The sequence below is a fragment of the uncultured Henriciella sp. genome (assembly GCF_964005855.1).
GTDB lineage: Bacteria > Pseudomonadota > Alphaproteobacteria > Caulobacterales > Hyphomonadaceae > Henriciella.
Window position 1 is genome coordinate 192,817 of sequence record NZ_CAXFSW010000001.1, and the last position, 25,263, is coordinate 218,079.

The following is a 25,263-nucleotide window of genomic DNA, read 5'->3' on the forward strand; positions in this document are numbered from 1 at the left end:
CGCCGAATGTGCTCTCGGAATATCGAAGGCCCGCTGCCTACTGGCCTGTCCAGACGGGCGCGCGCCTTTCCGCAAAGGCCGCCAAGCCCTCCTGCCCGTCATGGCTTTTGATAAGCTCGTCTGTCAGCTCGATTTCCATCTTCTGCAGGGGGGCTCTCAAGGATGCTGGATTTGCAGAAGCGACCGCGAGCTGCTTGGACCTTTGCAAGGCGAGCGGCGCGCATGAGAGCATGTCCTCTGCCCATTTCCGGGCGGTTTCGAGGACTTTGCCTGGCGCGGAGATCTCATTTACCAGGCCGAGGCGAGCCGCATCCGCAGCTGACATGCTACGGCCGGTCAGCAAGATGCCCATTGCGATGTGATAGGGGACGCGGTGTGGAAGCAGTCTTGCGCCGCCGCCGAGGGCTGCAAATCCGACCTTTGGCTCGGGTAGGCCGAAGCTTGCACGCGGGTCGGCGACGACAACGTCGCACAGCATTGCAAGCTCCCATCCGCCGCCAAGAGCGAAGCCGTTGACGGCGGCAATAAGCGGCTTGTTTAGGCCAGATCGGTGAGAAAGGCCCGCCCAACCGGTTTCGGGCATGGGTTCGGAAAAATCTTCAATCAGGTCGTGTCCGGCGCAGAATGCCTTGTCCCCGGCCCCGGTAATGATGGCGACCCGCTGCCCGTCGTCCTCAGCGAAGCGGTCGAAGATGTCCGAGAGTTCGAAACAGGCCTTGGCGTTGAGGATGTTGAGGGCAGAAGCTCTGTCGAGCGTTATCGTCAGGATGCCGTCTGTAACCTCCGTGCTGACAAGCTTTGCCATCCTAAACTCCCTCATGTGAAATTCGCGGACGTCGCCCGTTTGCAAACGTCCCAGTTTATTTCCTTTGGGCAGAACTAGTGCAATTGTTTTAAGTTGACAAGCGCGGTCGGGGCAAGAGGAGAGCAGGCTTCCGGCGTGGCCCTAATATCTGTCATCAGGAGAGACTGTCCGTCAGTCTTCTAAAGTGAGTGTCTTGTAAAGTTTAATAAAAACAATGATGGGGAGCGCATTTCTTGGCTTCCTTCAGGGCGCTTGACCGAATTTTTAAATGGTAATACCAATAAGACTTGAGAGAGTGCTTGATGGTGTAAAGCGCTAAGTTCTGATGCATAACAGGTCGCTTGCTTCATGTCGCAAGCGTGGAGGAAGAAGTGAAAATGTCCGAAGAATTGAGGTTTCGCAGGCTGGGATATCTAGCCTTGAACGTGAGCGATCTGGCTCGCTCCAGCGCCTTTTATGAAAACGTTGTCGGTCTCGAGCCGACCGGTGGTGGCTATGGGCAGCGCATGTTCCGTTGCAGCGACAAACATCACGACATCGTCCTCGTGCAGGGCAGCGAACCAGGTATCAAGCGGATTGGGTGGGAAATGGAGAGCGCCAAGGCGCTTGCGGCTCTGCGCGACCGCTTCAGCGCGCTCGGTCTCAATCCCATGCCGGTTTCGAACGCCGAGTCTGCGACGCTCGGGATACACGAGGCTTTCCGCATATCCGATCCCGTGTTCGGCGCCACTATGGAGTTTTTTGCGGCGATGGACTCAGCCCCAGATGGCTATAAGCCGACGCACACGAAGATCGTTCGTCTGGGGCATGTTGTGCTGGCTGGGCCCGACCTGAAGGCGGCGGAAGATTTCTTTATGGGAGAGATGAACTTCCGCGCATCCGACCGAATTGAGGATTCGGTCGTGCATATGCGCTGCTTTCCAAATCCGCTCCACCATTCTTTCGGGGTCGGAAAGGCGGCTTCACCGCAGCTACACCACATCAATTTCATGGTGACCGACATCGACGATATCGGCCGGGCAAATGTTCGGATGAAACGGGAAGGCGTGCCGATTGTCTACGGGCCCGGAAAACATCCACAATCAGAATCGATGTTCTTCTACTTTCTCGATCCGGACGGGATGACGCTCGAATACAGTTTTGGAATGGAAGAGTTCCCCGAAACCGATGCGCGCCCGCCCCGCATGTTTCCTCAGGCCGTTGAATCGGCGGACCATTGGGGCGGACTCCCCGAACCGGATTTCGCCAAAGTCGGCGTTATCGAGCGCATCGAGCCTGCAGACTAACTCTGTTGGCGTCTGTGTATGGCAATACCGGATGCTCGGCCGCGCGAACTTGGCGGTCTGTCTCACATCGTGGAAAAAAATGCGCCGTGGCCGCTAGAAATAGGTTGATCGGCGCTCAAATAGAACAGATGTTTCAAACAATGAAGCATCAAAAATTCAAGGGAAGAAGAGTAAGCCATGTTTGACGCACCATACGAAAGCAAGTTTGTCGATGCTCCAAAAGGCAAGGTCCACTATCTCGACACAGGAGAGGGCGAAGTCCTCTTCCTGATCCAGGGTGGCGGCCCCGGTGCGTATGGCTACAGCAATTATCGCCGCAATATCGGCCCGCTTGCTGATCAGGGGCGCCGGGTGATCACGATCGACCTGCCGGGCTTTGGCAAGTCTGACAAGCGCACAGGATCTGGGGGGCTGTTTGACCCGATGGCTGAGGCGGTTCTCGACATCATGGACCACGAAGGCATCGAGAAGGCGAGTTTTGTCGGCAATTCCCTTGGAGGCGGGACTTCCCTGCGTTTTGCGCTCGATCACCCTGACCGCGCCCACAAGCTGATGCTCATGGGCCCGGGCGGCAGCATTCCGATGACGTCGACCTTCCCCACGGAAGGTCTTTTCCGCATGTTGACCTTCTATGATGGTGAAGGCCCAACGATGGAAAAGCTTCGCAAGGTTGTGGAGCTGCTCGTCTACGATCCGTCAGAGATTTCCGATGAGCTGCTGGAAGAGCGCCTCAAGACTGCGATGGCGCCTCAGACAATGCAGGACCCGCCACTGCGCGGGCAGGGTGCCAATCCGCGCAACGATTTGTGGCGTGAGCGCCTGGATGAGCTTCCTCACCCGACGCTACTCCTGTGGGGCCGCGAAGACCGCGTCCTGCCACTGGACGCGGCCTTCATCCTTCTGAAGACGATCCCGAACGCAGACCTGCACGTGTTCTCCAAGTGCGGTCACTGGTGTCAGTGGGAGCGCGCGGATGAGTTCAACAACATCATCGGGGCGTTCCTCGATCGTCCCTACTGATCGTCGCCCCGCCGGGCTTTTGTGCCGGGACCGGCCAGCAGGAGTATTGAATCGCGTGAGCGGCTCCTGCGGCTGGCAGCGTCACCAGCCGAAGTGTGGTCGACCGGCCCGCTTCGGATACGCGCATCTGCCAGGATGAAATTCTAGCCGTCTGAACAGGGAGAAGCCGGCCATGCTCGATACCGGTACACGCACGATATTTGATGAAGAACACGAGATGTTCCGCGATGCCGTGCGGAAATTCTACGCAAAGGAAATCGTGCCGAATCTTGAGCGTTGGGAGCAGGCCGGGGTTGTCGAACCGTCGACCATGAAGAAACTCGGCGACGCCGGCTTCCTTTGCCCGACCGTTCCGGAAGCCTATGGCGGTCTGGGGCTCGACTTTCGCTACAATGCGGTGGTCGCAGAAGAGAACTCATATGCCGACTCGATGGTGCTCGTGACGCTCCAGTCGGACGTCGTCGTTGAGTATCTGATCCATTACGGATCTGAAGAGCAGAAGCAGACATGGTTGCCACGCTGTGTCAGCGGCGACACCATCCTGGCGATCGCGATGACGGAGCCCGGGGCCGGCTCTGACCTCCAGAGCATCAGGACGACGGCTGTTCGCGATGGCGACGACTACATCATCAGCGGCGCCAAGACCTATATCTCTGCCGGCCAGACCTGTAATCTGGCCGTTGTGGTCGCGAAGACTGACCCAAGCCAGGGAGCCAAGGGCATCTCGCTCTTTCTTGTCGAGTCCGACCGCCCCGGTTTCAAGCGGGGGCGCAACCTCGACAAGATTGGGCAGCACGCGGCCGACACGTCGGAGCTGTTCTTTGACAATGTCCGCGTGCCCGCATCCAACATGCTTGGCGAGGAGAATAGGGGCTTCATCTATCTGGTGAGCCAGCTTCCTCAGGAGCGGCTGAGCATCGCAATTTCCTCCCAGGCAATGGCGCAACGGGCCTTCGACGAAGCTGTGCGTTTCACCAAGGAAAGATCGGCCTTTGGCAAGAAGGTGTTCGAGTTCCAGAATACGCGGTTCACGCTTGCTGACCTCAAGTCGCGCCTGCAGGTGGGCTGGGCGCATCTCGACTGGGCCTTGGGGCGGCATATAAAGAAAGAGCTGACCGCCGACGAAGCCGCAGCAGCCAAACTCTTCCATACGGAATTGCTCTGGGAGGTTTGCGACGCATCCCTGCAGCTGCATGGCGGTGCCGGATATATGAACGAGTATCTGATTGCGCGTATCTGGCGTGACGCGCGTGTCATGCGGATCTTTGGCGGATCGTCGGAAATCATGAAGGAGCTGATGAGCCGCTCGATCTAGATCGTGCAGCCGCAGCATTCGGGAGGTGCCGGTGAAGCCCGGATCGATTATGAAAATGGAAGACCTGGAGGCCTCGGACGCGCCGGTGGACGGCCTCGTTTCCGGCCTTGAAGGCTTTGGCTATGTCGCGTCCCGCCGGATTGCGACCGCGCTCTATCTCAGTCTCCGGCTGAAGAAGCCGATCCTTGTCGAAGGCGCCGCCGGCGTCGGGAAGACCGAGCTGGCGTTGTCGACATCGCAATTGCTCGGTCTGCCGCTCATCCGCATGCAGTGTTACGAAGGGCTGGATGAATCCCGGGTCCTCTATGAATGGAAATACGCCAAGCAGCTGCTCTACACGCAGCTTCTGAAGGAGCGTGTCGGCGATCTGCTTGAGGGTGCGTCAACCATGGACGATGCGATGGCGCGGCTTCGGGGCATTGGCGACATGTTCTTCTCCGAAGACTTCCTCCAGCCGCGGCCCTTGCTTCAGTCATTGATGTCAGACCAGGGGTGTGTCCTTCTGATCGATGAGGTCGACAAAACGGATGAGGCTTTCGAAGCGCTTTTGCTGGAAACGCTGTCTGCGTATCAGGTGTCTCTTCCTGAAATCGGGGTGATCAAGGCCAGCACGCCGCCCATCGTATTTTTGACATCGAACAATATCCGTGAGCTTGGTGATGCGCTCAAGCGGCGTTGCATTCATCTGAGTATCCCATTGCCGTCTGCGGAGCTTGAGAGCCGGATCGTTGAAAAGCGCCTGCCCGACATCTCCAGTCAGCTCAGAGGAGAGCTTGTCACTTTCGTGCAGGAGCTTCGCCACATGAAGCTGCGCAAGCCGCCATCGATATCCGAAACGGTGGAATGGGCGCAGTCGCTTTTGATGCTGCATGTCGAAGAACTTGGCGTCGACGTCGTGCGAGAAACGCTCAACGTATTGCTGAAGTTCGAGAGTGACGTTGACGCGGTTGAGGCACAGGCCGGTGACCTTGTGCGGCGTGCGAAGGCGACACGGTGATCGAAGGTAAGTCGGTTCCGCTGGCGGATGGTCCGCTGGCTGGATTCCTGGCGGCGCTAAGGCATGCCGGACTTACGATCTCGCCTGCTTCAAGCATTGATGCCTACGAAGCCGTTGCAGCAGTTGGTTATAGCGATCGGGAGACGCTTAGGGACGCCCTTTGCGTCACTTTGGCCAAGTCAGAGATGGACGAGGCGAGGTTCGAGCAGTGTTTTGACCGGTTTTTCCGCCATCATGAGGAGCCGACCGAGCGTGCCGCGAAACCGCGAGAGACCGCGTCCACGTCAGGTGGTGGCTTTGCTCAGCTCATGCTGACCGGCGATGCGGTGATGGTCGATGCGCAGATTGCGAGGGCCGCCCGGACGGTCGGTGTTCGTCAGGTCCAATACGGGTTTCAGCGAAATATCCTTGTAGGCCGTATTCTGCGTGAGCTTGGAATGCCTGACTGGGACCGCGACGTGGCGCAGCTTGTAGATACGGGTAACGACGAAGATCTCGCCCAATGGCAGGCTACGCGCAATGCGGTCATTAGTAAGGTGAAAGCTGTCGTTGATCGGCAGATTGACCTCTATGCCTCCAATGCGGCCCAGCAGATGCGGGAAGAACGGCTGGCAAACATCGATATTGCCGCTATTCGTCCTGAAGACCGTCAGGCCGCTATCAGACTCGTCCGAAAGATGGCCAAGGCGCTGGCAACTCAGCATTCGCGCCGCCGTAAGCGCGCGCGCCGCGGCCAGCTCGACATGCGCAAGACCATTCGCCAGGCAATGCCGCATGAAGGCATTCCGTTTCAGCTTTCCTGGAAGCAGCAGAGCGTGGACCGTCCCAAGTTCATTGTGCTGTGTGATGTCTCTCGCTCGGTGGTGAACGCGGCCCAGTTTCTTCTGGTGTTGATGTACAGTCTCAACGAAGTCGTTGATCAGCTTCACGCTTTCGCCTTTTCAGATCGTCTCGAAGATGTCGGCCGCGTGCTGGACGGCGATGATATTGATGTCGCGATAGAGCGTATCCTGCGCGAGGTGGGGTTCGGCTCGACAAGTTACGGGGACGCTTTCTCCGCGTTCGCCGAACGTTACATGCATCTGGTCGACCGCCATACGTCGGTGATCATCCTGGGCGATGGGCGCAACAATTATGGCGACCCACAGCTTGATATCCTCGACCGGATAAGGCGGCAGTCGCGGCGGGTTGTCTGGCTCAACCCGGAAGCCGAACGCAGCTGGGGGACAGGCGATTCCGAGATGCCGGCTTACCGGCGCTTCAGCACAATGGCGCGGACGTGCGGGTCTCTGAGCGAGCTGCAGACCATCATCGGCGATATGCTGCGCGCGCCGCGATAATGCTGTGTGCGGAAAATGACGCAGGGTATGGATCGCCAACGGTGCTTAGAGGCAGGCCTCTTCCGTCTCGGAGGCTTCTGCATGCGACCAATATTATGCTGGGTGCGAAAACAGATGGCGGACCTGCTCGGCCGCTTCGGTCAGAGGTGTAGCAGACCGATAAACACGACATTGAATAAGCGCCCCTTCAATAAGGGCAATCGTCACACGTGCTGCACGCGAAGCCTGTGACGGCTCGCAGCCATGTTTGATTGCCGCCTGTTCCAAAACTGTGGCCCATCTGCCGAACGCAATCGCCGCCGCTTGGCGGATCTTATCGTCTTGCGCAGCCATCTCCAGGACGATCGTCGTTATTGGAGAACCGTCCGTATACCCCGACTGGTGCATCCACTCCCCCACCATGTCGAAGTACCGTCTGACTATTTCTGCCGCGCCAATTCCTTCGTCAGCCAACGAGGAAAGAGTAGCTAAGACTTTGTCTGATGCAAACTCGACAGCGGCCAGGCCGATTTCGGCCTTACCGCCGGGGAAATAATAATACAGAGACCCCTTAGGGGCGCCGCTCACATTGAGAATCTCATTAAGCCCCGTCGCCGCATAACCTTGCTGTCGGAAAAGGCGTACAGCTGAATCCAGAATTGATTGGCGATGCCTCTGTTTCGTTTTCATAATTTCTCGTTGCAGATTATATACAGACTGGTCTATAGAAAATTTACACTATCAGGTGCTTGGTTTAGGTCATCATGCTTGATGAGACCATTGGAGATTTTATGAGTAATCCCTCGCTACTCGACAAAATTACGAGCATAAATAGTGAGGCGCCGTTTAATCGCTGGGCCGGCTTACGTGTAACTTCGGCGGAGCCCGGATGTGTTGAGCTTGAGCTTTCTTGGCGGAGCGATTTTGGTCAGTATAGCGGTTTCCTGCATGCCGGCATGATTGGTGCTTTGATCGATACCAGCTGTGGGTTCGCTGCCGTTACAACCATGGATTGGGTAACGGCATCCCATTTTTCGGTATCTTGTCTGGCGCCCGCCAAGGGGGACACCTTTCTTGCGAAGGGCCGGATAATCAAAGGTGGACGAAAGCAGGTTTTCGCAACGGCTGAGCTTTTCGCAAATGCCGACAAACAGTCAAAACTTGTTGCCACCGGCCAAACGCTTCTGGTGCCACTAGAGAAAGCCCCTCCGGTCCCCGCGTAGCGCACAGTCCGATATTTCCATGGCATCAGAAGGCATAGAGAAAGATGATCGACGCAATTTCCTGCGAGACAAGTAACTACGTACTCACCATCACTTTGTCGCGGCCCGAAAAGAAAAACTCATTGACGGCGGCTATGTATGACCGCCTGTCTGATATTTTCGAAGCGGCCGAGAATGATCCTGAAGTACGTGTTATCCTCCTTCGGGCAGAGGGTGATTATTTCACTGCTGGAAACGATCTTCATGACTTCATGGAACTCTCCGCAGGGGGTGGCTCAGAGGAGCCTGCAGCGTTTCGGCTCATCCGAATACTGGGGCGTGAGGCTAAGCCGATCGTTGCAGCTGTTCAGGGAAATGCGGTCGGCGTCGGTGCAACGCTTCTTTTGCATTGTGATCTTGTCTACATATCCGACAACGCTTCACTTATCGCGCCATTCGTAAACCTGGCCCTGGTGCCGGAGGCTGCTTCGACATTGTTACTTCCGCAAAGAATTGGGCATGTCCGCGCCTATGCAATGTTTGCTCTCGGCGAACCGATGGACGCGGAATCCGCTCTCAATTTTGGACTGGTAAACGAAGTTCTTCCGGTCGATAAAGTTTGCGATCGGGCGGCAGCTGCGACCGCAATGCTGGCCAAGAAGTCTGTTGAAGCACTCGCGGCGACAAAGCGCTTGATGCGTGATCAATTTGCTGTCGCCGAGCAGATAGAACAGGAGCGCGCGCTCTTCCTAAAACAATTGAAGAGTGCCGATGCGATCGCAGCCTTTGAGGCCTTCGCTGCTCGATCTTCGAAAGAGGCGTGATCTGGATATTCCCATCTCCGCTTGTCGTCGATGGCTTGCCCCAATGAGAGGCCAACGTCCGAAGGGAGCGGAGAGGCCGGCGCCTCCAAGCGCAACAATGTGACCTCTTCGTGCCGGAAGAATTGCCCCCGTTGGCACCGTTCTGGCTTCCAGATGAGCTGTATTGTCATTAGGCAACTCACCCTGCGGCAACATACGTCCGTGATCATCCTTGGCGATGGGCGCAACAATTATGGCGATCCACAGCTTGATATCCTCAGCACAATGGCGCGGACCTGCGGGTCTCTGAGCGAGCTGCAGACCATCATGGGCGATATGCTGCGCGCGCCGCGATGAAAAAGCGGCGCGAGTAACGCAAGGTTAGCAACACTGCCCCCTTGACGCACCATCTAAAACAATTGCACTAATATGGAGGATGCTCACTGTCGGCTTTGCTCGCTGGCTTTGAGGAGTCTGCAAGCCTCAATTGTCCGCCAGCCTAGATATGCTGGGGCATTGAGCTGGTGGAAATTTGATTTCGTGTTGAAACGGTCGCTCCGAGACCGTGTCGATACAAATGTAAAGCGGAGGGATAAACTGTGGACTTCAATTTGCCGGGAGAAGATGATCCGCGGCGCATCAAGGTGCGGGAGTGGTTCGAGAAGAACCCGAACCCGACCTACGCGCAGCTAGCGGAACAGGGCTGGACCGCGTCAAACTGGCCGGAGCCTTGGGGTGTGTCGGCAGATGCCGAAACGCAGTTCATCATCGACGAGGAAATCGTGCGGGCAGGGCTTGAATTGCCCTATACGATCAATGCGATCGCGCTCAATCAGTGCGGTCAGTCCCTGCTGACCCATGGCACGGAAGCGCAGCGGCAAAAGTTCCTGCCGGGCGCACTGGCCTGCGAGGATATCTGGTGCATGCTGTTTTCCGAGCCGTCCGGGGGATCTGACCTCGGTGGCTTGCGTGCAACGGCCAAGCGTGACGGCGACCATTATATCGTGAATGGTCACAAGATCTGGACATCCGTGGCGGATGAGGCCTCGGTGGGCGTGCTGGTTGCCAGGACGGACCCCAGCAAGCCCAAGCATATGGGCCTCAGCGTGTTTCTCATCGACATGAACTCTCCGGGTGTCACGGTAAATCCGATCATCGACATGAGTGGCAACAAGAATGAGTACAACGAGGTCTTCCTCGATAACGTGAAGATCCCGGCTGATGCGCTTCTTGGACGCGAAGGTGATGGTTGGCGGATCGTCATGGAGCAGCTCCAGACCGAGCGCGTCGGCATGACGAAGCCCGGCGTCGTCTGGGGCATGGGCCCGACGGCGAGAGATCTCATGGATGGTCTGATCAAGACGGGACGGATCAGCGATCCGCTCCTGCGTGACGATGCTGCCAAGGTCTACATCGAAGGCGAGATCCTTCGCTTGCTGACCTTCCGGAACATGACCAATCGCATCAATGGTACGCCCGCCGGTTTCGAGGGTAGCGCCGGGAAGATGATGTCATCGCCGCATGGTCAGAGAATGGCTGACATCGCCAAGCGCTCGCAGGGCGCCAGCGGCATGATCCGCGACCCGGATGTGTTGCCTTTGCCTAACAAGAAGTGGGGCATGTTCTCCAACTGGGATTATGCCTACTGGTTCAGTCCCGCCAACACGCTCGGTGTCGGCACGCAGGAAGTGCTGCTGAACGTGGTTGCAGAACGTGTTCTGGGGCTGCCACGCGATTCCGACCCGACCGCAAAAGTGCCGTTTTCGGAGCTCTCCGGCGGTTTGGCCAAAGCAGCTGAATAGAGGATCCCGAGATGAATTTCGCATTGAGTGAAGACCACGAATTCCTGAGGGATTCTGCCGCAAAGTTCGTCGACGAACAGGTCGACCTGTCGCCGCTGCTTCGGCCGGGTGCTGACGTATCCGATGCCGGTTACGATCAGCTCTGGGACAAGATTGTCGAGCTTGGCTGGAGCGCTATCACTGTGCCGGAAGCCTATGGCGGCCTGGGCATGGATTATGTCGATCTGATCATGATCATCGGTGAGACCGGGCGCGCATTGGCTCCATCGCCCCTGTTCGGGACGCTGGCCGGTGCATGGGCCATAGAAAAAGCGGGCTCTGAAGCGCAGAAATCTGACCTTCTGCCGAAGCTCGCGGAAGGTCTGAAGCTGGCCCTCGCAGTGGCTGACGAAACTGGTTCATACGACAATATGGACAGCGATGTGACGGCGAAAGCCTCCGGCGATGGGGTCCGTCTCTCGGGCACAAAATCGTTTGTCGTCGATGCTGCCTCAGCCGACCATATTGTGGTCTCGGCGCTTCTTGATGGTCGCAAGGACTATTTCGTCATTGATCGCAGCGCGGCTGGTGTCGAAATCGAAGTCCTGCAATGGCGCGATATCACGCGTCAGGTCTGTAAGGTCGTCCTGAATGATGTCGCGGCCGAGCGACTTGAGCAAAGCAGCGACGATGTCTGGCCTTGGGTTCGCGACCGTATGTATCTTGTCCTTGCGGCCGAAAGCGCAGCGGGAATCCGCATGGTGCTCGACGATGCGGTCACCTACGCCAAGGAGCGGATTGCTTTTGGCCGGCCGATCGGCGCCTTCCAGGCTATCAAGCACCAGCTTGCCAACATTGCCGGGTCCGCTGAAGGCGCAAACGCCCTCGTGCAATACGCGGCGTGGGCCCTTTCAGAGGATGACGGCGAGGGCAGCCTCGCTGCGGCCATGGCGCAGAGTTATACAAGTGAACACTACAAGGAAGCGACGCACCGAAACATTCAGGTTTTCGGTGCCATTGGCTTCACTTGGGAAATGAAAAACCATCTCTATTACAAGCGCGCGCGGTGTAATGCCGAGTTGCTCGGTTCACCAGCATCCCAGCGGGAGCAGGTGGTCCGCATGCTGGAGCAGAAAGCCGCATAAGGCGACGAGGTTGGACTTGTTAGGAGGCGGGCGGCTTGCAGGCTGCCCGCTTTTTCGTTCAGGCCTTGGTGTCGAACGGTTGAAGGTTCAGCGCGTGCAGGTTGTCGGACTTTTCAACCACGTAATTGTGCAGCACCTCCATGTGGGCTGCCATAGCTGCTGAAGCTGCGTCCGCATCGCCGCTCTTGATCTCGTCCAGAACTTCCAGCCGCATTGTCACCAGATCAGTTAGATGCTCGGGCCTGAGGGCGAGGAGGATTTGTGCGATGATCTCCGAGAGGGAGCCGATCATGACAGTCAGAACGTCATTCTTGGCGGCCGTTCCCAAGAGCGAGTAGAAGTCCATAATCTCAAAGATCGAGGTTTCTACATCTTCAGCTTTGATCGCCACGCGCATGCGTTCGATATTGGCTTCAAGTGCCGCGAAATCTGCATTGGTGCCACGTTTGCAAGCCAGACGTACGGCCTGGTCTAGCAGGCAGCTGCGCGTTTCGGCGAGCTGGTCGAGAGACAATGTCCCAAGAAAAACCAGGTCGTTCACAGTGCGCGAGACAGCCCGGCCATCGCCGCGGCGTATAAACGCGCCTCCACTAGCCCCTTTTCGAAATTCCAGAACGCCGGAATTTTCCAGCGCGCGTAGGGCTTCACGAACAACTGGCCGGCCGACGCCGAGCTGCTCAGCCAGGTCACGTTCGGACGGGAGCTTGTCGCCGGGTTTGAGCTTGCCTCGCATCATGTCGCGGCGAATGGAATTGTAGACTTCTTCGAAGAGACGTAGCGCCATGATTTATCCCGATAGGGCCTCTCTGCCGATGGAGCGTGGACAGTTTTCTCGATAGAGCCGCTATCACAAGCCCGAAAGTCGGTCAGCTGCAGAGCGCGTTTTGTCCAGATTTCATTCGTCTCAGCGAATTGACGGACCATCCCTTGCGTGTAAAACATATATTTTAGTTTGACAGCGTCAGCTGCCAGTAATATTCATTGGTAATACCATTAGGTCTCCGCGTAAGTCAGCCGGAAAATGCAATTGCGGTAGGGGTCCAGTGGAAAAATTAGCGTTCGAGCATGAACAGGACGGACGCGGCTCAGGAGGATTGGCATGCCAGATACTATGGTCACTCAGAATAAAACGCGCGAATCGTCTTTGGTGGTCGATGACCGCGAGAACGGATTGTTCAGGGTCAATCGCAAGGCGTTCCTCGACGAGGAAATCCTGCACATGGAGCGGGAGAAGATCTTCAACCGCTGCTGGCTATTCCTTGGTCATGCATCTGAATTGCCCAACCCCAATGATTTCGTCACGCGTAATGTCGGCGGCAAGGAGCTGATCTTCAATCGCGATCGCAAAGGCGAGTTTCATGCTTTCCTCAACACTTGTCCGCACCGGGGCGCCATGGTGGAGCGCCAGGAGTCTGGCAACTCGATCGCATTCAAGTGTTTCTATCACGGCTGGGCCTTCAACAATAATGGCAACTATGCGACCCGCCATCAGAAGGGCACCTATCCCGAAAATTTCAATCATGATGGCTGCGCCAACCTGATTCCGGTAAAGCTTGAGCAGTACCGGGACTTCTTTTTCGTCAATTATGATGACGGTGCAAACTCGCTCGATTCCTATCTGGCTGATGCAAAGATCATATTCGATCTTATCGACCAGCATGGCCCGGATGGTATGGAGGTCGTCGGTGGCGCGCAGAAGTACAGTATCCGTTCGAACTGGAAGCTTCTCATGGAGAACAGTTACGACGGCTACCACGCGCTTGATACGCATGAGACTTACTTCAAGTATCTGACCGAGGCGATCGGCGGACCTGCCGAGATGCCCAAGGTTACCAATGTCATGAACCTCAAGAATGGTCACGCCTCGATTGAGGGTGACGCGCCTTGGGGGCGCCCGGTGGCCAAATGGATCCCGGCTTGGGGCGAGAATGCCAAGTCGGAAGTCGAGGAAATCAAGCGGGAAGTGGTTAGTCGCGTCGGAGCGGAACGGGCCAACCGGATCTGTCAGCTCGGCCGCAATACGGGCATTTTCCCGAACCTTGTCATCAACGACATCATGGCGATCACGATCCGCACCTTCTATCCAGTTGAGCCCGGTGTGATGAATGTCACCGCCTGGGCGCTCGGGGTCAAAGGAGAAAAGCGTGATTTCCGCAAACGCCGCCTCGACAACTTTCTTGAATTTCTTGGGCCGGGTGGTTTCGCGACGCCGGACGATGTCGAGGCGCTGGAGTCTGCTTACCGCGGCTATGCTGCGTATAAGCTGGCACCCTGGAACGACATCTCGCGAGGGATGTCACGGGGCCAAGGTGAGCCGTTCAAGGCCGATGATGAAGAACAGATGCGTTGTTTCTGGCGCGAGTGGGATCGCAGGATGGGAGGCGAGTAATGGCTAATCAAAATCAGGCTGCGAATGCGGCGGTCGAGCAGCCAATGTCACGTTCGGCATATGAAGACTTCTTCTTTGAAGAGGCGGCGATGCTTGATGAGTGGCGGCTGGAAGAGTGGCTTGCCCTTTTCACCGAGGAGTCCGTCTATGAAGTTCCACGTGCGGGTGCTCCGGATACCGCAGATTCTGCTGAAGACCTGTTTTACATTGCTGACAACTATTTCCGTCTCGGTCACCGGGTGAAGCGGATGCTGGACAAGGCTGCTCACGCCGAATGGCCCCGGTCGATACAGTCTCACCTGATCTCCAATGTTCGCATTACGGGAAGTGACGAAAAGGGCGTGCATGTGACCTGCCGGTTCATTACCAAGCGTGCGAAGAACGATGTCACGGACACTTATGCCGGTCACCACAACTACATTTTGAGAACGATCGACGGTAAGCTGAAAATTCTGTCCAAGCGTACATTCCTGGCGTCTGACAGTCTCCGGGACCAGGGCAAAGTCACCATCATTCTGTGAGCCTCGCCGGATTCCGGATTCAGCAGTAATCGAGACCCTTCCGGTTATGGAGCAAATCCGTGCCTATCATTGATGTTCACTGCCACGTGTCGCCATTCGAGTACCCGCCGGCGCCGAACGGCGACGTGGCGGGGCGGTGGCCATGCATGTCCTGCCAGAGCCGTGCTTCAGGCACATTTATGCTCGGCGACAAGCCATTCCGCCCGCTGGATGACCGGTCGTGGGACGCGGAGAGACGGCTTGAGGACATGGACCGGGACGGTGTGGCCGTTCAGGTGCTGTCGCCAATGCCAGAGTTGCTGGCCTACTGGCACAGCCCAGCCGATGCGGTTCTGCTTTGCGATGCCGTGAACGCACAGATAGCGGACATGATTGCGAGACATCCAGGCCGTTTTCGAGGTCTAGGTGCCGTGCCGCTCCAGGATCCAGCCGCGGCCACCGGTTATCTGAAGCGCTTGAAAGATCAGTTTGGCCTGTCCGGCGTCGAACTGGGCAGCAACATTAATGGAAAAATGCTCGGTGACCCGTCTTTCGACGGTTTCTATGCCGAGGCCGAAGCGCTTGGCTTGTCGATTTTTGTGCACGCTTTGCACCCTGTTGCGGCCAAGGCCGCAGCAGTGCCGCCGGTCGATACGGCTTTTGTCTATTTTCCGATCGATGTCGCAATGGCGGCAGCCTCGATCGCCATGAACGGGGTTCTGGACCGTTTTCCCGGTCTCCGGATCGCGTTCAGTCATGGAGGTGGGGCGATCGGATCAATCATCGGTCGTATGAACACCGGCTGGCACGCTACGGATGGGTATGGAGGCCGCATGCAGGAAGCCCCGAGCGAAACCCTGCAAAAGATGTTCTTTGACAGCAATGTTCTGGATTCCGACTATCTCTCGTATCTTGTTCGCAAAGTGTCGCCAGGTCACATCTTCGTCGGCACCGACTATCCCTATCAGATTCGGCAACAGGATCCGGCGCGCTTCATTTCAAATCCGTCGTTTTCGCCTGCCGAACTTGAGAGTTTGGAATGGCTGGCTGCGGAGAAATTCCTCAATGAGCAGATCGCCAAGCCCTGGACCGGGTGAAGCCGCCTTTTCGGCTCGTCTAGGGCTGGGACGCGCCGAGGAAAGCGCCCAGAGCTTTTGAACATTTCTCCAGGAAGGGCCGGAATGACAGCGGGTCGTGATTCGGGGCCCCCTTGCCAAAAGGCATGGACACCGAGACTGCGGCTACGGTTTCACCCATCGGGCCAGTGACCGGTACCGCAATACAGACCATGTCTTCGCTGACTTCTCGATCATCGATAGCGATGCCGGTTCTGCGAATATTCAGGATGTTCTGTCGCAGGGCGGACGGAGCGACCAGTGTGCGTGGTGTCAGGGGAACGAAATCGCCTTCATCCAGATAGTCTTCCAGCGCCTCGTCGCTCAGCCCGGCGAGGAGGACTTTACCAACCCCCGAGCAGTAGGCTTCAAGTTGCATGCCTTCGCGCGTGAACGTCGCTGCCCGGGGGGCTTTGCCGGGGATCCGGACCTTGTAGGTCACCATGCCGTTCTCAAGAACACCGAGGTGTGATGTGAGCCCTGTTTCGGAGGCCAATTGTTTCAGAACTGGTTTCCCTATGCGCGCAAGAAGCCTGGCAACATCGCAGCGACGGTAAAGCAGGGCTGCTGGGAGACCGGGCCCATACTGGTTTGGCCCGTATCGATTGACGAAGCCGGCCTCGACCAGTTGAGAGACCATGCGATACGACGTGGACGGTGGTAAATCCAATGATGACGCGACTTCGTTGAACGGTGTTTGACCTCCGTCAACGACAATGCCCTTCAAAAGAATAAGGGCCTTTTCGAGGGATGTGGCGTTGGATCTAGGCAAAGTGCTTTCTCCCGTATCGTGAGAATTACACGGTTCAAGTTGATTGAAAATAGCGAATACAAAATTTAAAACGCTTATCTAAATCTGGGCTGGTCCGCACCCGGGAAAATGTGAGGGATTGTGCTAAATGGCGTCCGATAAGGGGCAATATGAATCAGCAGCAGCGCGACTGAGAGACGCCTATAACGGCGAAACAGTGGCTCCGCTGCGTGACGTGCTCTCGCCGACCGATGTGCAGGGCGCCTACGCGATTCAGGCCGTAAACACGCGTATCTGGAGCTCGTCGGGTCGGAAAATTGTCGGCCGAAAAGTTGGGCTTACGGCGAAATCCGTTCAGCAGCAACTGGGCGTCGATCAACCCGATTTTGGTGTACTCTTTGACGATATGCAGGTGCCGAATGGTGGAACGCTTTGGTCTGTCTCATGCATCCAGCCCAAGGCCGAGGCCGAGATTGCAATTATCCTGAAATCGGACCTGCGTGGCGAGTCCGTGTCGCGCGCTGATGTGCTCGCTGCGACAGGGCAGGTGGCGGCGGCCATCGAGGTTGTGGACAGCCGTATATCGGATTGGAAAATAACATTCGCTGACACCGTTGCCGATAATGGCTCGTCGGCCTTCTTCGTTCTGGGAGATGCTTCACACGCAGTGGAAGATCTCGATCTCTACACGTGCGGCATGGTCATGGAAATCAACGGCGAGATCGCCTCGCTCGGCGCCGGAGCTGCTTGCCTCGGGCATCCGCTCGAGGCCGCCGCATGGCTGGCCTCCACGCTCACGGCCCAAGGCGAGCATCTGAAAGCAGGCGATGTCGTTCTCACGGGTGCTTTAGGGCCGATGGTAGCGTTGACCCCGGGCGACAAAGTCGTGGCGAAAATTGGCGGACTTGGAACTTGTCAGTTCGAGTACGTGAAAGGATAGACATGTCTAACAAGACGAAAGTCGCAATTATCGGTTCTGGGAATATCGGGACCGACCTGATGATCAAGATCATGCGTAAGTCGAACGTCCTCGAAATGGGCGCGATGGTCGGCATCGACCCGGAGTCGGATGGCCTGGCACGCGCTAAGCGCCTGAAGATCGCAACGACCCATGAAGGAATTGATGGGCTAACCAAGCTCGACGTCTGGCCCGAGATCGGGATCGTGTTTGATGCGACCTCCGCTGGCGCGCACAAGCGCCACAACGAGGTGGTCACCAAAGCCGGTAAGGTGATGGTCGACCTCACCCCGGCAGCAATTGGCCCATACGTCATTCCTGTCGTGAATGGCGAGGACCATCTCGATGCATCAAACGTGAATATGGTCACTTGCGGTGGCCAGGCCACGATACCGATCGTTGCGGCTGTCTCGTCGGTCGCGAAAGTCCACTATGCAGAGATCGTGGCGTCGATCTCCTCGCGTTCTGCGGGGCCTGGCACGCGTGCGAATATCGACGAATTCACAGAGACGACGTCTGCAGGCATTGAACAGGTTGGTGGGGCAGGCAAGGGCAAGGCCATCATCATCCTGAACCCGGCCGAACCGCCGATGATCATGCGCGATACTGTCTTCACCCTGTCGAGCGGTGCCGAAGAGGCCGAGATCGAAGCGGCTATCACGAAGATGGTAGAGAAGGTGAACGCTTATGTGCCTGGCTACCGGCTGAAGCAGAAGGTCCAGTTTGAGCGCTTCGGGTCAAACGACCGGGTGCGGATACCGGGGCTCGGGGAATTCGAAGGCATCAAGACCAGCGTCTTCCTCGAGGTCGAGGGCGCCGCCCACTATCTGCCTGCCTATGCGGGCAATCTTGATATTATGACCTCTGCAGGCCTTGCGACCGCCGAGAAGATTGCCGTGCGCCGGCAGGAAAGGGAGGCCGTCTGATGGCATTCGACCCGAAGACCGACAGGCTTTACATTCAGGATGTGACGCTTCGCGACGGCATGCATGCGATCCGGCATCAGTACGGCCTCGACCACGTTCGTAAGATCGCAACAGCACTCGATGACGCCGGTGTCGATGCGATCGAGATCGCCCACGGCGATGGTCTGAATGGATCGAGCTTCAATTACGGCTTTGGCGCTCACACGGACTGGGAGTGGATTGAAGCGGTCGCGGATGGCGTCAAGAATGCTAAGCTGACCACTCTGCTGCTGCCAGGAATTGGCACGATCGAAGAACTTAAACACGCCTATAAGCTGGGGGTAAGGTCGGTCAGGGTCGCGACGCATTGCACGGAGGCCGATGTCTCAAGGCAGCACATTGAAACCGCGCGCGAACTTGGCATGGATACGTCTGGCTTTCTGATGATGAGCCACATGACCGAACCGGAGCACCTGGCCGAGCAGGCAAAGCTGATGGAGAGTTATGGCGCACAGTGCGTCTATGTGACCGACAGCGGCGGTGCGCTCGACATGGATGGCTTCATTGCGCGTCTTCAGGCCTATGACAGGGTGCTTGAACCAGAGACCCAGCGCGGCGTGCATGCGCACCATAACTTGTCACTCGGTGTGGCAAACTCGATCGTTGCCGCCCAGAACGGTGCTGTCCGGATCGATGCATCGCTCGCCGGCATGGGCGCGGGTGCTGGCAACGCGCCTCTCGAAGTGTTCATCGCGGCCGCCGACCGGAAGGGATGGAAGCATGGTTGTGATCTCTTCAAGCTTATGGATGCGGCTGAAGAACTTGTGCGTCCGCTGCAGGATCGTCCTGTTCGAGTGGACCGTGAAACACTCTCGCTGGGCTATGCTGGCGTGTATTCCTCTTTCCTCCGGCACTCGGAGAAGGCTGCTACCCAATACGGGCTCGACACGCGTCAGATACTGGTCGAGCTGGGCCGCCGCCGCATGGTGGGCGGGCAGGAAGATATGATCGTTGATGTGGCGCTGGATCTTGCAGGTCAGAAGTCCTAGCGCAAGCAAGCGTTTCCGTCAGTCGTCAGGACGACGGAAAGGCTGCGTCCAGAGCTCGCGAGCGGGCTTGGGTCTTGTTTGCGCTCGACTTTGTTCTGGTGACAGCAGCACTTTGCTTCTCTGTCACCGTACATGGCGCCTCAATCAGCCCGACGCCGCAATCGATCAGATTCTCAAGCGGATCGTAGCCTTCCCAGATCGGGTTCTTCTTGCCAGAGGCAACATAACTTTCGTGGGCAGCTCGGGCTGATATGATGTACCAGGAGAAGTAGATCAGCCTTTGCTCCATGACGGTTTGTGGAAGGTCGGGCTTCAGCTCACGAATATAGCGTAGCAATTGCGCGAATACCGAAAAGTTGCCCTTTTCAAGGAAATCGCGAACCATCTTGCGCCGCGTGCTGAGAAGGCTGTTGAGAAAACGGTTTGCCGTTGGCGAGGGATCTTCCTGCTTGGAGTGGTCTTCAGGCCAGCGAACCAGAATGGTCACGATGTCCCGGACGCTTCTGGGGCCCCCTGTGCGTTGCAGGTCTGACAAAGCTTCAAGCCAACCGTCGCTGCTGTCGCGAAACACATCTGCGAGCAGTTCCATGATCAGGCCCTCTTTCGACTTGAAGTAGTAGTTGAGGGAGCCGCCATTCTTTGCGCCGGATGCTGCGACGATCTCGCGAACTGTCACGGCTTCCACACCACGTTCGGCAAACAATCTGCGGGCACAAATTTTGATCCTGACTTTTGTGTCCAAGTCGCTGATGTCTGAAATCATCCGGTGAAACCCTGTCGCTTTTGAATCGATATGTAGTTCATAAATGGTTTCTTGCACCTTATGTTGCGGCGCACAAGTTCAACCGTTTGATCTATTGTGGCCGAGCGTCTGTGCCCAAAGGCAAGGCTAACATGGCCTACATGCTTGCAGATCAGTCCGGCGCTTACAACGCCTATAGAGTGCGACTGGTCCCCAAACAGGCCTGGAAGTTTAGTCTGTACAGGCAATCGCGAGGTTTCGCCGCACCTGGGGCGCGCGGCAGATAATGGGCCGAAGCCCTGCAGGTTGATGGTCGCTAATTTCCCTCGTCGGCAAATTTGATCCTTCACCTTTTAGGACATATAATTTATACAAGTGTTCTAATCGTTGTTCGGTCGCGTTGAGCGATCCGACTCGGAGCGGCTTCGATCCGCCAGGTATTTTGAGGAGATAGACTGTGAGCATTGATGAGATCAGGTACAGGCGTTTGGGCTACATTGCGCTAACGGTGACGGATCTGGAGAAGTCTACCCATTTCTATGAAACTCTTGTCGGCCTGAAAATGGACGATGAACCGGAAGGTGAGCGCGCATTTTTTCGGTGCAGCGATCGCCACCACGACCTGGTCATCTATCGAGGATCTGAACCTGCCCTCAAGCGTGTCGCCTGGCAGATGGAAAGCGACAAGGCGCTTGAAGCGGCCAGACAGCATTTCGACGAACTTGGCATTGAGTGCATCGATGTAAGCTCTGAAGAGCAGGCTGACCTTGGCATAGGCAAAGCCTTTCGTATGTCCGAACCGACGACTGGCGTGACGTTCGAATTCTATAGCGATATGGCGCCAGCGCCTTCTGCGTACGAAACAACGCACACAAATATCGCGCGCCTCGGGCACCTTGTGCTTAGCAGTCCCGACCGAAACGCCACGGAGAAATTCCTCCTGGATGAGATGAATTTCCGCGTATCGGACCGGATTGACGGCATGGTCACCTTCATGCGGTGCTTCCCTAATCCGTATCACCACTCCTTCGGTGTTGGGGCGGCCAAGAATGCTGGTCTCAACCACATCAATTTCATGGTCACGGAAATGGCGGATATCGGCAAGGCGAACAACCGCATGAAAAAGGCGGATGTGCCGATTGTATTTGGCATTGGTAAGCACCCGCCATCGGAGTCAGTTTTCATCTACTTCCTCGACCCTGATGGCATGACCGTGGAGTACAGCTTCGGCATGGAAGAGTTTCCGGAGGATTCTCCAAGGGAGGCGCGCGACCTGCCAGCCTCGCTGGAGTCCATCGACTATTGGGAGGGGACGCCCGACTCCAGAATGGCGAAAGTCGGCGTTGTCGAGCCGCTCAAATAAGACCCGGGCTTAGGCCCTTATCGGTTCACCCAGCGAAGCGCCCGTGCCGACAGTCGTTGGTGCGGGTCACTGCGGAGTGCGCCTTTGCGCGCGGCCCAATACCGTTTTCCCGGAAAAGCCCAACGAAAGCTGACCTGCCATATGCCCATCCCAATGGACCGCCTCGGCCAGACTGACACCCACACCATATTCCGCGACTCCGTGCGCCGGTTTTTCGCGTCGGAGCTGGACCTCGATGCTTGGGAACAGGAGCGCCTGACCCCGCGCAGTTTCTGGAAAGCCGCGGGTGAGGCCGGATTGCTTTGCCCCACAGTTCCGGAAGCTTATGGCGGTCCCGGACTGGACTTCTCCTACAACGCGATCGTGACGGAGGAGCTTACCTATGCCGGGTCCACGTCAAGCCTGCCGCTTCAGTCAGACATCATCGCGGACTACTTCGTCCATCTGGGGACAGAAGAGCAGAAGCGAAAATACTTGCCAGGAATGGTCGACGGCTCACTGATCTCCGCGATCGCCATGACGGAGCCTGTTGCCGGGTCTGATCTGCAGTCCATCCGGACGAAAGCTGTTCGTGACGGAAACGACTACATCATCAGCGGCGCGAAAACCTATATTTCGAGCGGACAATTGGCAGATTTTATCATTGTTGCCGCCAAAACCGATCCGGATGCTGGTGCAAAGGGCGTCAGTCTGCTCATTGTCGATGCGGACTGCGCAGGTTTCTCCAGGGGTCGCAAGTTGGACAAAATCGGCCAGCATTCGGCCGATACGTCCGAACTCTTCTTCGATGAGGTGCGCGTTCCGGCTGACGCGATGATTGGCGGGGAAGGGCGTGGTTTCGCCGCGATCATGACCTTGATGCCGCAGGAGCGCCTGTCTCAGGCAATCATGGGCCAGGCCAGCATGCAGCGCGCTATGGATGATACCATCACATTCACAAAGGATCGTCAGGCGTTTGGGCAATCTGTCTTCGACTTTCAGAACACGCAGTTCGTCCTTGCCGATATCGCGACATCTCTTCAGGTCGGCTGGTCGCACCTGGACTGGGCCATCAATCGCCATGTGGCGGGCAAGCTGACGGCTGTGGAAGCGTCCGCAGCAAAGCTCTGGCACACCGAAACCCAGTGGACTGCTCTCGACAGGTGCCTGCAGCTGCATGGCGGTGCCGGCTATATGGAAGAGTACCCGATTGCTCGCATGTGGCGTGATGCGCGTGTCCAGCGGATTTACGGGGGAACGTCCGAAATTCTCAAACTCGTGATCGGCCGTTCGCTGAAGGGTTAAGCGGGTCAAGGCAAGGCGAAGTACATCTTCGGTGATCGAAAGAGCGAGTGCGGACATGAAGACATTCGAGGCAATAGAGGTCGAACGCGAGGAAGGCGTTGCCACTATCGCGTTCAATCGTCCGGCCAGCATGAACTCGATCGTTCCGCAGATGCTTCGGGAGTTCGAGGACTGCATGGCGGAGTTTGCAGCCGACCCGTCTGTGGAGGTGGTTATCCTGACAGGCCGAGGGCGGAATTTCTGTGCCGGGCTGGATGTCGACATGCTGAAGCAGCACGGCGCCGAAGCGATATCGGGCTTCAATCCGTCCAAAACGATTGCCGAATGGCCCGGGCCAGTCATTGCTGCCGTGCAGGGGGCCGTCGCGACGGGCGGTTTTGAGATAACGGTGGCGTGCGACATCATCATCGCGGCGGAATCTGCGCGGTTTGTGGATACGCATTCGCGCGTCGGCCTGTTGCCTGGCTGGGGTCTCAGCGCACGCCTTCATCGCGCCATCGGCATTTACAGGGCCAAGGAGCTCGAGCTTACCGGGCGCGCCCTCCATGCGCGAGAGGCGTCAGATTGGGGGCTGGTGAACAAGGTGGTGCCGGACCGCGATCTCCTTGATTCAGCGCGCGCCATGGCTCGATTGATACTGGCTGGAGCGCCGCGCATGGCGGCCCAGACCAAGGCGCTCATCGACGGCAACAGTCTGCGCACACTTGAAGGCGCCCTCGAATTCGAAAGACAGCTCGCGGAAGAGGCAAACACTGGCTTGTCGTCGGGTGACCTGCAGTTCGGACATGTGGGCGGCAGCAAACCGAAAAGTTGATGGGGGCAATACTGTCTGATGCTCGTCAGAAATAAAACAAATGATTTTGTTTTCTGCCGTAAAGCCCGTCTGTTAGTCGGTATGTATCAAACAGCAAATTAAAACGCTTGCTTGACCGTTATTGGCAATACCAATACCGTTTCCAGAACAAATTGATAAGGCAAAAATCGTCGAGGCCGAGGGTGAAAGCCGTGCTGCAGGCAACGCACGCGACTGGCTGTAGCGGCGGCCCGAGACCAGAGGGTGTTTGAAGCACTCCATGCCGGCGAAAGGTTGAGGAAAAAAGATGACAAGCGAAGCTCTGGCCGCTGGCAAACCCGTTTCCATATTGAGGCCGTCAATGCGGCACGCCTGGTACACGGTTGGTCTGCTCACCCTTCTTTTCATCCTCTCTTTTATTGATCGCAGCATTCTTGCGCTAATGGCGGAGCCTGTCGGCCAGTCGCTCGGGTTGGCGGACAGGCAGCTTGCGCTTCTCCTCGGTCTTGGGTTTGCGCTCGTCTATTCATTCGGGGGCCTGCCGCTGGCGCAACTGGTCGATACCCGTGACAGGCGAATGGTGGTCGCGCTCGGGGTTGGCGTCTGGAGCGTAGCGACGGTGCTTTCCGCTTTTGCGGGCGGCTTTTGGAGCCTGCTAATCCTTCGTTGCGGTGTGGCGCTCGGTGAGGCTGTCCTCACGCCGGCCGCAGTTTCATTGATCGCTGACCTGTTCCTAAAGGAAAAGCGCAGCCTGCCCATGTCGGTTTACCTGTCAGTGGGCAGTTTCATGTCGATTGGCTCGTACATGGCAGGCGCCATGGCCTATGACTTCGCCGCGAGCATAAGCGCGGCGACAGGTCTTGCGCCTTGGCAGCTCACATTCATCTTTGTCGGTCTTCCGGGCGTCGTGCTCGCCATCGTGTTCCTGTTTACGGCAGCCAATCCACCGAGAGGGGAATCTCTCAAAATCGGCCAGGATTACTCATCCTGGCGCGCCTTCTTCGGCTACATTCGCCAGCGCGCTTTATTTTTCGTCCCCTTGCTTACGGTCGCGGGGGTCTATTGTTTCTTCAGCCTGGCCGTCATCACCTGGTTGCCGACATTTCTTGTGCGTGAAGAAGAACTCACCCTGTCGCAAGCGGGATACATGCTCGGTTGGATTGGTGTGCCGACAGGTCTGATTGGTAATTTCTTCTGGCCGCAGCTGGCGATGGCCATAGACCGGAGATGGAAGAACCGCGGTGGCGCAACGGTGCTGTTGATCGCAGCCTGTGTTTCCGGTCCCGCCTTTGCGATGGGCATCTTTTCTGGCGGGACAGTGCTGTATGTCTGCCTTGGGATCGGGATCCTGTTCGGATCGGCGTTCCCCGTCATTCCGCCGATCGCATATCAGCAATCCGGACCGATCCGGATGAGAGCGCGGCTGGCGGCCGTCAATCTTCTCATCATCGCTTTGCTGGGTTACGGGCTTGGTCCGCTTGTCGCCGTTGAGCTTGGCGCATTGATTGATGGGGGTGAGCACTCGCTTGGGGTCGGACTGGCCTGGATTTGCTTGCTTACCACCCCGTTCCTGATTGCGCTCTCGCTTCTCGCGATCAGCCGGTCTTCACTCGGTGAAGATCAAGACTAGGGCTGCTGGCCCGTGCGCGCGACGAGAGCGAACGGCATGGCTGGTCTGATACGGCTTGGCGTCGGAAAGTGCCAGTGCCCCAAGCACCTCATGGGCCATCTGCCGACGCTA

The 25,263-nt window shown here is 57.1% G+C and carries 25 protein-coding genes; 20 read left to right on the plus strand and 5 right to left on the minus strand.

Annotated elements, in window-relative coordinates:
* Window positions 1-37: 37 nt before the first annotated feature.
* Complete coding sequence (locus ABNU55_RS00870) at window positions 38-805, minus strand: enoyl-CoA hydratase-related protein (RefSeq protein ID WP_290759133.1); 768 nt, start codon at window positions 803-805, stop codon at window positions 38-40.
* 377 nt (window positions 806-1,182) lie between these two features.
* On the opposite strand from ABNU55_RS00870, the gene ABNU55_RS00875 reads away from it, so the two are divergent.
* The 5 genes from ABNU55_RS00875 to ABNU55_RS00895 all read left to right on the plus strand — a co-directional run bounded on the left by ABNU55_RS00875 (window position 1,183) and on the right by ABNU55_RS00895 (window position 6,763).
* A complete protein-coding gene (locus ABNU55_RS00875) occupies window positions 1,183-2,091 on the plus strand; it encodes a VOC family protein (RefSeq protein ID WP_290759135.1) in 909 nt (302 codons plus the stop codon).
* 177 nt (window positions 2,092-2,268) lie between these two features.
* A complete protein-coding gene (locus ABNU55_RS00880) occupies window positions 2,269-3,111 on the plus strand; it encodes an alpha/beta fold hydrolase (RefSeq protein ID WP_290759138.1) in 843 nt (280 codons plus the stop codon).
* Window positions 3,112-3,283: 172 nt separating this feature from the next.
* Window positions 3,284-4,426, plus strand: a complete 1,143-nt coding sequence (locus ABNU55_RS00885) for an acyl-CoA dehydrogenase family protein (RefSeq protein ID WP_348764182.1) — start codon at window positions 3,284-3,286, stop codon at window positions 4,424-4,426.
* Window positions 4,427-4,475: 49 nt separating this feature from the next.
* Entirely contained in the window at window positions 4,476-5,423 is a 948-nt protein-coding gene (locus ABNU55_RS00890; RefSeq protein WP_290759143.1) for a MoxR family ATPase, read from the plus strand.
* Window positions 5,420-6,763: a VWA domain-containing protein gene (locus ABNU55_RS00895; RefSeq protein WP_290759146.1), complete on the plus strand. Its 1,344-nt coding sequence runs from the start codon at window positions 5,420-5,422 to the stop codon at window positions 6,761-6,763. The genes ABNU55_RS00890 and ABNU55_RS00895 overlap by 4 nt, the downstream gene beginning before the upstream one ends.
* 93 nt (window positions 6,764-6,856) lie before the next feature.
* Here the strand turns inward: ABNU55_RS00895 and ABNU55_RS00900 are convergent, their stop codons facing one another.
* The gene (locus tag ABNU55_RS00900) at window positions 6,857-7,432 is read right to left on the minus strand and encodes a TetR/AcrR family transcriptional regulator (protein ID WP_348764183.1); all 576 of its coding nucleotides are present in this window, start codon (window positions 7,430-7,432) and stop codon (window positions 6,857-6,859) included.
* Between the two features lie 74 nt (window positions 7,433-7,506).
* Here ABNU55_RS00900 and ABNU55_RS00905 point away from each other — a divergent pair, with 74 nt between their 5' ends.
* The 5 genes from ABNU55_RS00905 to ABNU55_RS00925 all read left to right on the plus strand — a co-directional run bounded on the left by ABNU55_RS00905 (window position 7,507) and on the right by ABNU55_RS00925 (window position 11,673).
* Entirely contained in the window at window positions 7,507-7,965 is a 459-nt protein-coding gene (locus ABNU55_RS00905; RefSeq protein ID WP_348764184.1) for a PaaI family thioesterase, read from the plus strand.
* A 44-nt stretch (window positions 7,966-8,009) separates the two neighbouring features.
* A complete protein-coding gene (locus ABNU55_RS00910; RefSeq protein ID WP_290759155.1) occupies window positions 8,010-8,768 on the plus strand; it encodes an enoyl-CoA hydratase-related protein in 759 nt (252 codons plus the stop codon).
* Between the two features lie 201 nt (window positions 8,769-8,969).
* Window positions 8,970-9,104, plus strand: coding sequence for a hypothetical protein (locus tag ABNU55_RS00915; protein ID WP_290759157.1), 135 nt, complete (start codon window positions 8,970-8,972; stop codon window positions 9,102-9,104).
* A 242-nt stretch (window positions 9,105-9,346) separates the two neighbouring features.
* Window positions 9,347-10,549, plus strand: coding sequence for an acyl-CoA dehydrogenase family protein (locus ABNU55_RS00920; RefSeq protein ID WP_290759159.1), 1,203 nt, complete (start codon window positions 9,347-9,349; stop codon window positions 10,547-10,549).
* Window positions 10,550-10,560: 11 nt separating this feature from the next.
* The gene (locus ABNU55_RS00925) at window positions 10,561-11,673 is read left to right on the plus strand and encodes an acyl-CoA dehydrogenase family protein (RefSeq protein WP_290759162.1); all 1,113 of its coding nucleotides are present in this window, start codon (window positions 10,561-10,563) and stop codon (window positions 11,671-11,673) included.
* 58 nt (window positions 11,674-11,731) lie between these two features.
* Here ABNU55_RS00925 and ABNU55_RS00930 read toward each other — a convergent pair whose 3' ends face one another.
* Window positions 11,732-12,457 (minus strand): GntR family transcriptional regulator, encoded by a 726-nt coding sequence (locus ABNU55_RS00930; RefSeq protein WP_290759164.1) that lies wholly within the window; start codon window positions 12,455-12,457, stop codon window positions 11,732-11,734.
* A gap of 315 nt (window positions 12,458-12,772) precedes the next feature.
* On the opposite strand from ABNU55_RS00930, the gene ABNU55_RS00935 reads away from it, so the two are divergent.
* The 3 genes from ABNU55_RS00935 to ABNU55_RS00945 are packed head-to-tail and all read left to right on the plus strand — an operon-like array spanning window position 12,773 to window position 15,659.
* Window positions 12,773-14,062 (plus strand): aromatic ring-hydroxylating dioxygenase subunit alpha, encoded by a 1,290-nt coding sequence (locus ABNU55_RS00935; protein ID WP_290759167.1) that lies wholly within the window; start codon window positions 12,773-12,775, stop codon window positions 14,060-14,062.
* Complete coding sequence (locus ABNU55_RS00940) at window positions 14,062-14,583, plus strand: aromatic-ring-hydroxylating dioxygenase subunit beta (RefSeq protein ID WP_290759168.1); 522 nt, start codon at window positions 14,062-14,064, stop codon at window positions 14,581-14,583. Before ABNU55_RS00935 ends, ABNU55_RS00940 begins: the two co-directional genes overlap by 1 nt.
* Window positions 14,584-14,642: 59 nt before the next feature.
* A complete protein-coding gene (locus ABNU55_RS00945) occupies window positions 14,643-15,659 on the plus strand; it encodes an amidohydrolase family protein (RefSeq protein WP_348764185.1) in 1,017 nt (338 codons plus the stop codon).
* A gap of 19 nt (window positions 15,660-15,678) precedes the next feature.
* On the opposite strand, the gene ABNU55_RS00950 is transcribed toward ABNU55_RS00945, so the two are convergent.
* On the minus strand, window positions 15,679-16,449 hold the full coding sequence (locus tag ABNU55_RS00950; RefSeq protein ID WP_290759172.1) for an IclR family transcriptional regulator: 771 nt from the start codon (window positions 16,447-16,449) through the stop codon (window positions 15,679-15,681).
* 127 nt (window positions 16,450-16,576) lie between these two features.
* Here ABNU55_RS00950 and ABNU55_RS00955 point away from each other — a divergent pair, with 127 nt between their 5' ends.
* From ABNU55_RS00955 to dmpG, 3 genes are read left to right on the plus strand one after another with little or no spacing between them, the layout of a single operon-like run.
* Window positions 16,577-17,368 carry a fumarylacetoacetate hydrolase family protein gene (locus ABNU55_RS00955; RefSeq protein WP_290759175.1) on the plus strand — a complete coding sequence of 264 codons (792 nt, stop codon included), beginning with the start codon at window positions 16,577-16,579 and terminating at the stop codon, window positions 17,366-17,368.
* A gap of 2 nt (window positions 17,369-17,370) precedes the next feature.
* Window positions 17,371-18,312 (plus strand): acetaldehyde dehydrogenase (acetylating), encoded by a 942-nt coding sequence (locus ABNU55_RS00960; protein WP_290759177.1) that lies wholly within the window; start codon window positions 17,371-17,373, stop codon window positions 18,310-18,312.
* Window positions 18,312-19,340 carry a 4-hydroxy-2-oxovalerate aldolase gene (gene dmpG, locus ABNU55_RS00965; RefSeq protein WP_290759180.1) on the plus strand — a complete coding sequence of 343 codons (1,029 nt, stop codon included), beginning with the start codon at window positions 18,312-18,314 and terminating at the stop codon, window positions 19,338-19,340. The genes ABNU55_RS00960 and dmpG overlap by 1 nt, the downstream gene beginning before the upstream one ends.
* Before the next feature lie 25 nt (window positions 19,341-19,365).
* Here dmpG and ABNU55_RS00970 read toward each other — a convergent pair whose 3' ends face one another.
* Complete coding sequence (locus ABNU55_RS00970; RefSeq protein ID WP_290759183.1) at window positions 19,366-20,103, minus strand: TetR/AcrR family transcriptional regulator; 738 nt, start codon at window positions 20,101-20,103, stop codon at window positions 19,366-19,368.
* Window positions 20,104-20,539: 436 nt separating this feature from the next.
* On the opposite strand from ABNU55_RS00970, the gene ABNU55_RS00975 reads away from it, so the two are divergent.
* The 4 genes from ABNU55_RS00975 (at window position 20,540) to ABNU55_RS00990 (ending at window position 25,152) form a co-directional block, all read left to right on the plus strand.
* On the plus strand, window positions 20,540-21,445 hold the full coding sequence (locus ABNU55_RS00975) for a VOC family protein (protein WP_290759186.1): 906 nt from the start codon (window positions 20,540-20,542) through the stop codon (window positions 21,443-21,445).
* Window positions 21,446-21,598: 153 nt separating this feature from the next.
* The gene (locus ABNU55_RS00980) at window positions 21,599-22,729 is read left to right on the plus strand and encodes an acyl-CoA dehydrogenase family protein (RefSeq protein WP_348764186.1); all 1,131 of its coding nucleotides are present in this window, start codon (window positions 21,599-21,601) and stop codon (window positions 22,727-22,729) included.
* A gap of 55 nt (window positions 22,730-22,784) precedes the next feature.
* Window positions 22,785-23,543 (plus strand): enoyl-CoA hydratase-related protein, encoded by a 759-nt coding sequence (locus ABNU55_RS00985; protein ID WP_290759192.1) that lies wholly within the window; start codon window positions 22,785-22,787, stop codon window positions 23,541-23,543.
* 286 nt (window positions 23,544-23,829) lie between these two features.
* Window positions 23,830-25,152, plus strand: coding sequence for an MFS transporter (locus ABNU55_RS00990; protein WP_290759195.1), 1,323 nt, complete (start codon window positions 23,830-23,832; stop codon window positions 25,150-25,152).
* Window positions 25,153-25,263: the final 111 nt, after the last annotated feature.

What these genes read in the sequence shown, in the direction of transcription:
- ABNU55_RS00870 (WP_290759133.1), bottom strand. Translation starts at nt 805, where the DNA reads ATGGCAAAGCTTGTCAGCACGGAGGTTACAGACGGCATCCTGACGATA.
- ABNU55_RS00875 (WP_290759135.1), top strand. Translation starts at nt 1,183, where the DNA reads ATGTCCGAAGAATTGAGGTTTCGCAGGCTGGGATATCTAGCCTTGAAC.
- ABNU55_RS00880 (WP_290759138.1), top strand. Translation starts at nt 2,269, where the DNA reads ATGTTTGACGCACCATACGAAAGCAAGTTTGTCGATGCTCCAAAAGGC.
- ABNU55_RS00885 (WP_348764182.1), top strand. Translation starts at nt 3,284, where the DNA reads ATGCTCGATACCGGTACACGCACGATATTTGATGAAGAACACGAGATG.
- ABNU55_RS00890 (WP_290759143.1), top strand. Translation starts at nt 4,476, where the DNA reads ATGAAAATGGAAGACCTGGAGGCCTCGGACGCGCCGGTGGACGGCCTC.
- ABNU55_RS00900 (WP_348764183.1), bottom strand. Translation starts at nt 7,432, where the DNA reads ATGAAAACGAAACAGAGGCATCGCCAATCAATTCTGGATTCAGCTGTA.
- ABNU55_RS00905 (WP_348764184.1), top strand. Translation starts at nt 7,507, where the DNA reads ATGCTTGATGAGACCATTGGAGATTTTATGAGTAATCCCTCGCTACTC.
- ABNU55_RS00910 (WP_290759155.1), top strand. Translation starts at nt 8,010, where the DNA reads ATGATCGACGCAATTTCCTGCGAGACAAGTAACTACGTACTCACCATC.
- ABNU55_RS00925 (WP_290759162.1), top strand. Translation starts at nt 10,561, where the DNA reads ATGAATTTCGCATTGAGTGAAGACCACGAATTCCTGAGGGATTCTGCC.
- ABNU55_RS00930 (WP_290759164.1), bottom strand. Translation starts at nt 12,457, where the DNA reads ATGGCGCTACGTCTCTTCGAAGAAGTCTACAATTCCATTCGCCGCGAC.
- ABNU55_RS00935 (WP_290759167.1), top strand. Translation starts at nt 12,773, where the DNA reads ATGCCAGATACTATGGTCACTCAGAATAAAACGCGCGAATCGTCTTTG.
- ABNU55_RS00940 (WP_290759168.1), top strand. Translation starts at nt 14,062, where the DNA reads ATGGCTAATCAAAATCAGGCTGCGAATGCGGCGGTCGAGCAGCCAATG.
- ABNU55_RS00955 (WP_290759175.1), top strand. Translation starts at nt 16,577, where the DNA reads ATGGCGTCCGATAAGGGGCAATATGAATCAGCAGCAGCGCGACTGAGA.
- ABNU55_RS00960 (WP_290759177.1), top strand. Translation starts at nt 17,371, where the DNA reads ATGTCTAACAAGACGAAAGTCGCAATTATCGGTTCTGGGAATATCGGG.
- dmpG (WP_290759180.1), top strand. Translation starts at nt 18,312, where the DNA reads ATGGCATTCGACCCGAAGACCGACAGGCTTTACATTCAGGATGTGACG.
- ABNU55_RS00970 (WP_290759183.1), bottom strand. Translation starts at nt 20,103, where the DNA reads ATGATTTCAGACATCAGCGACTTGGACACAAAAGTCAGGATCAAAATT.
- ABNU55_RS00980 (WP_348764186.1), top strand. Translation starts at nt 21,599, where the DNA reads ATGGACCGCCTCGGCCAGACTGACACCCACACCATATTCCGCGACTCC.
- ABNU55_RS00985 (WP_290759192.1), top strand. Translation starts at nt 22,785, where the DNA reads ATGAAGACATTCGAGGCAATAGAGGTCGAACGCGAGGAAGGCGTTGCC.
- ABNU55_RS00990 (WP_290759195.1), top strand. Translation starts at nt 23,830, where the DNA reads ATGACAAGCGAAGCTCTGGCCGCTGGCAAACCCGTTTCCATATTGAGG.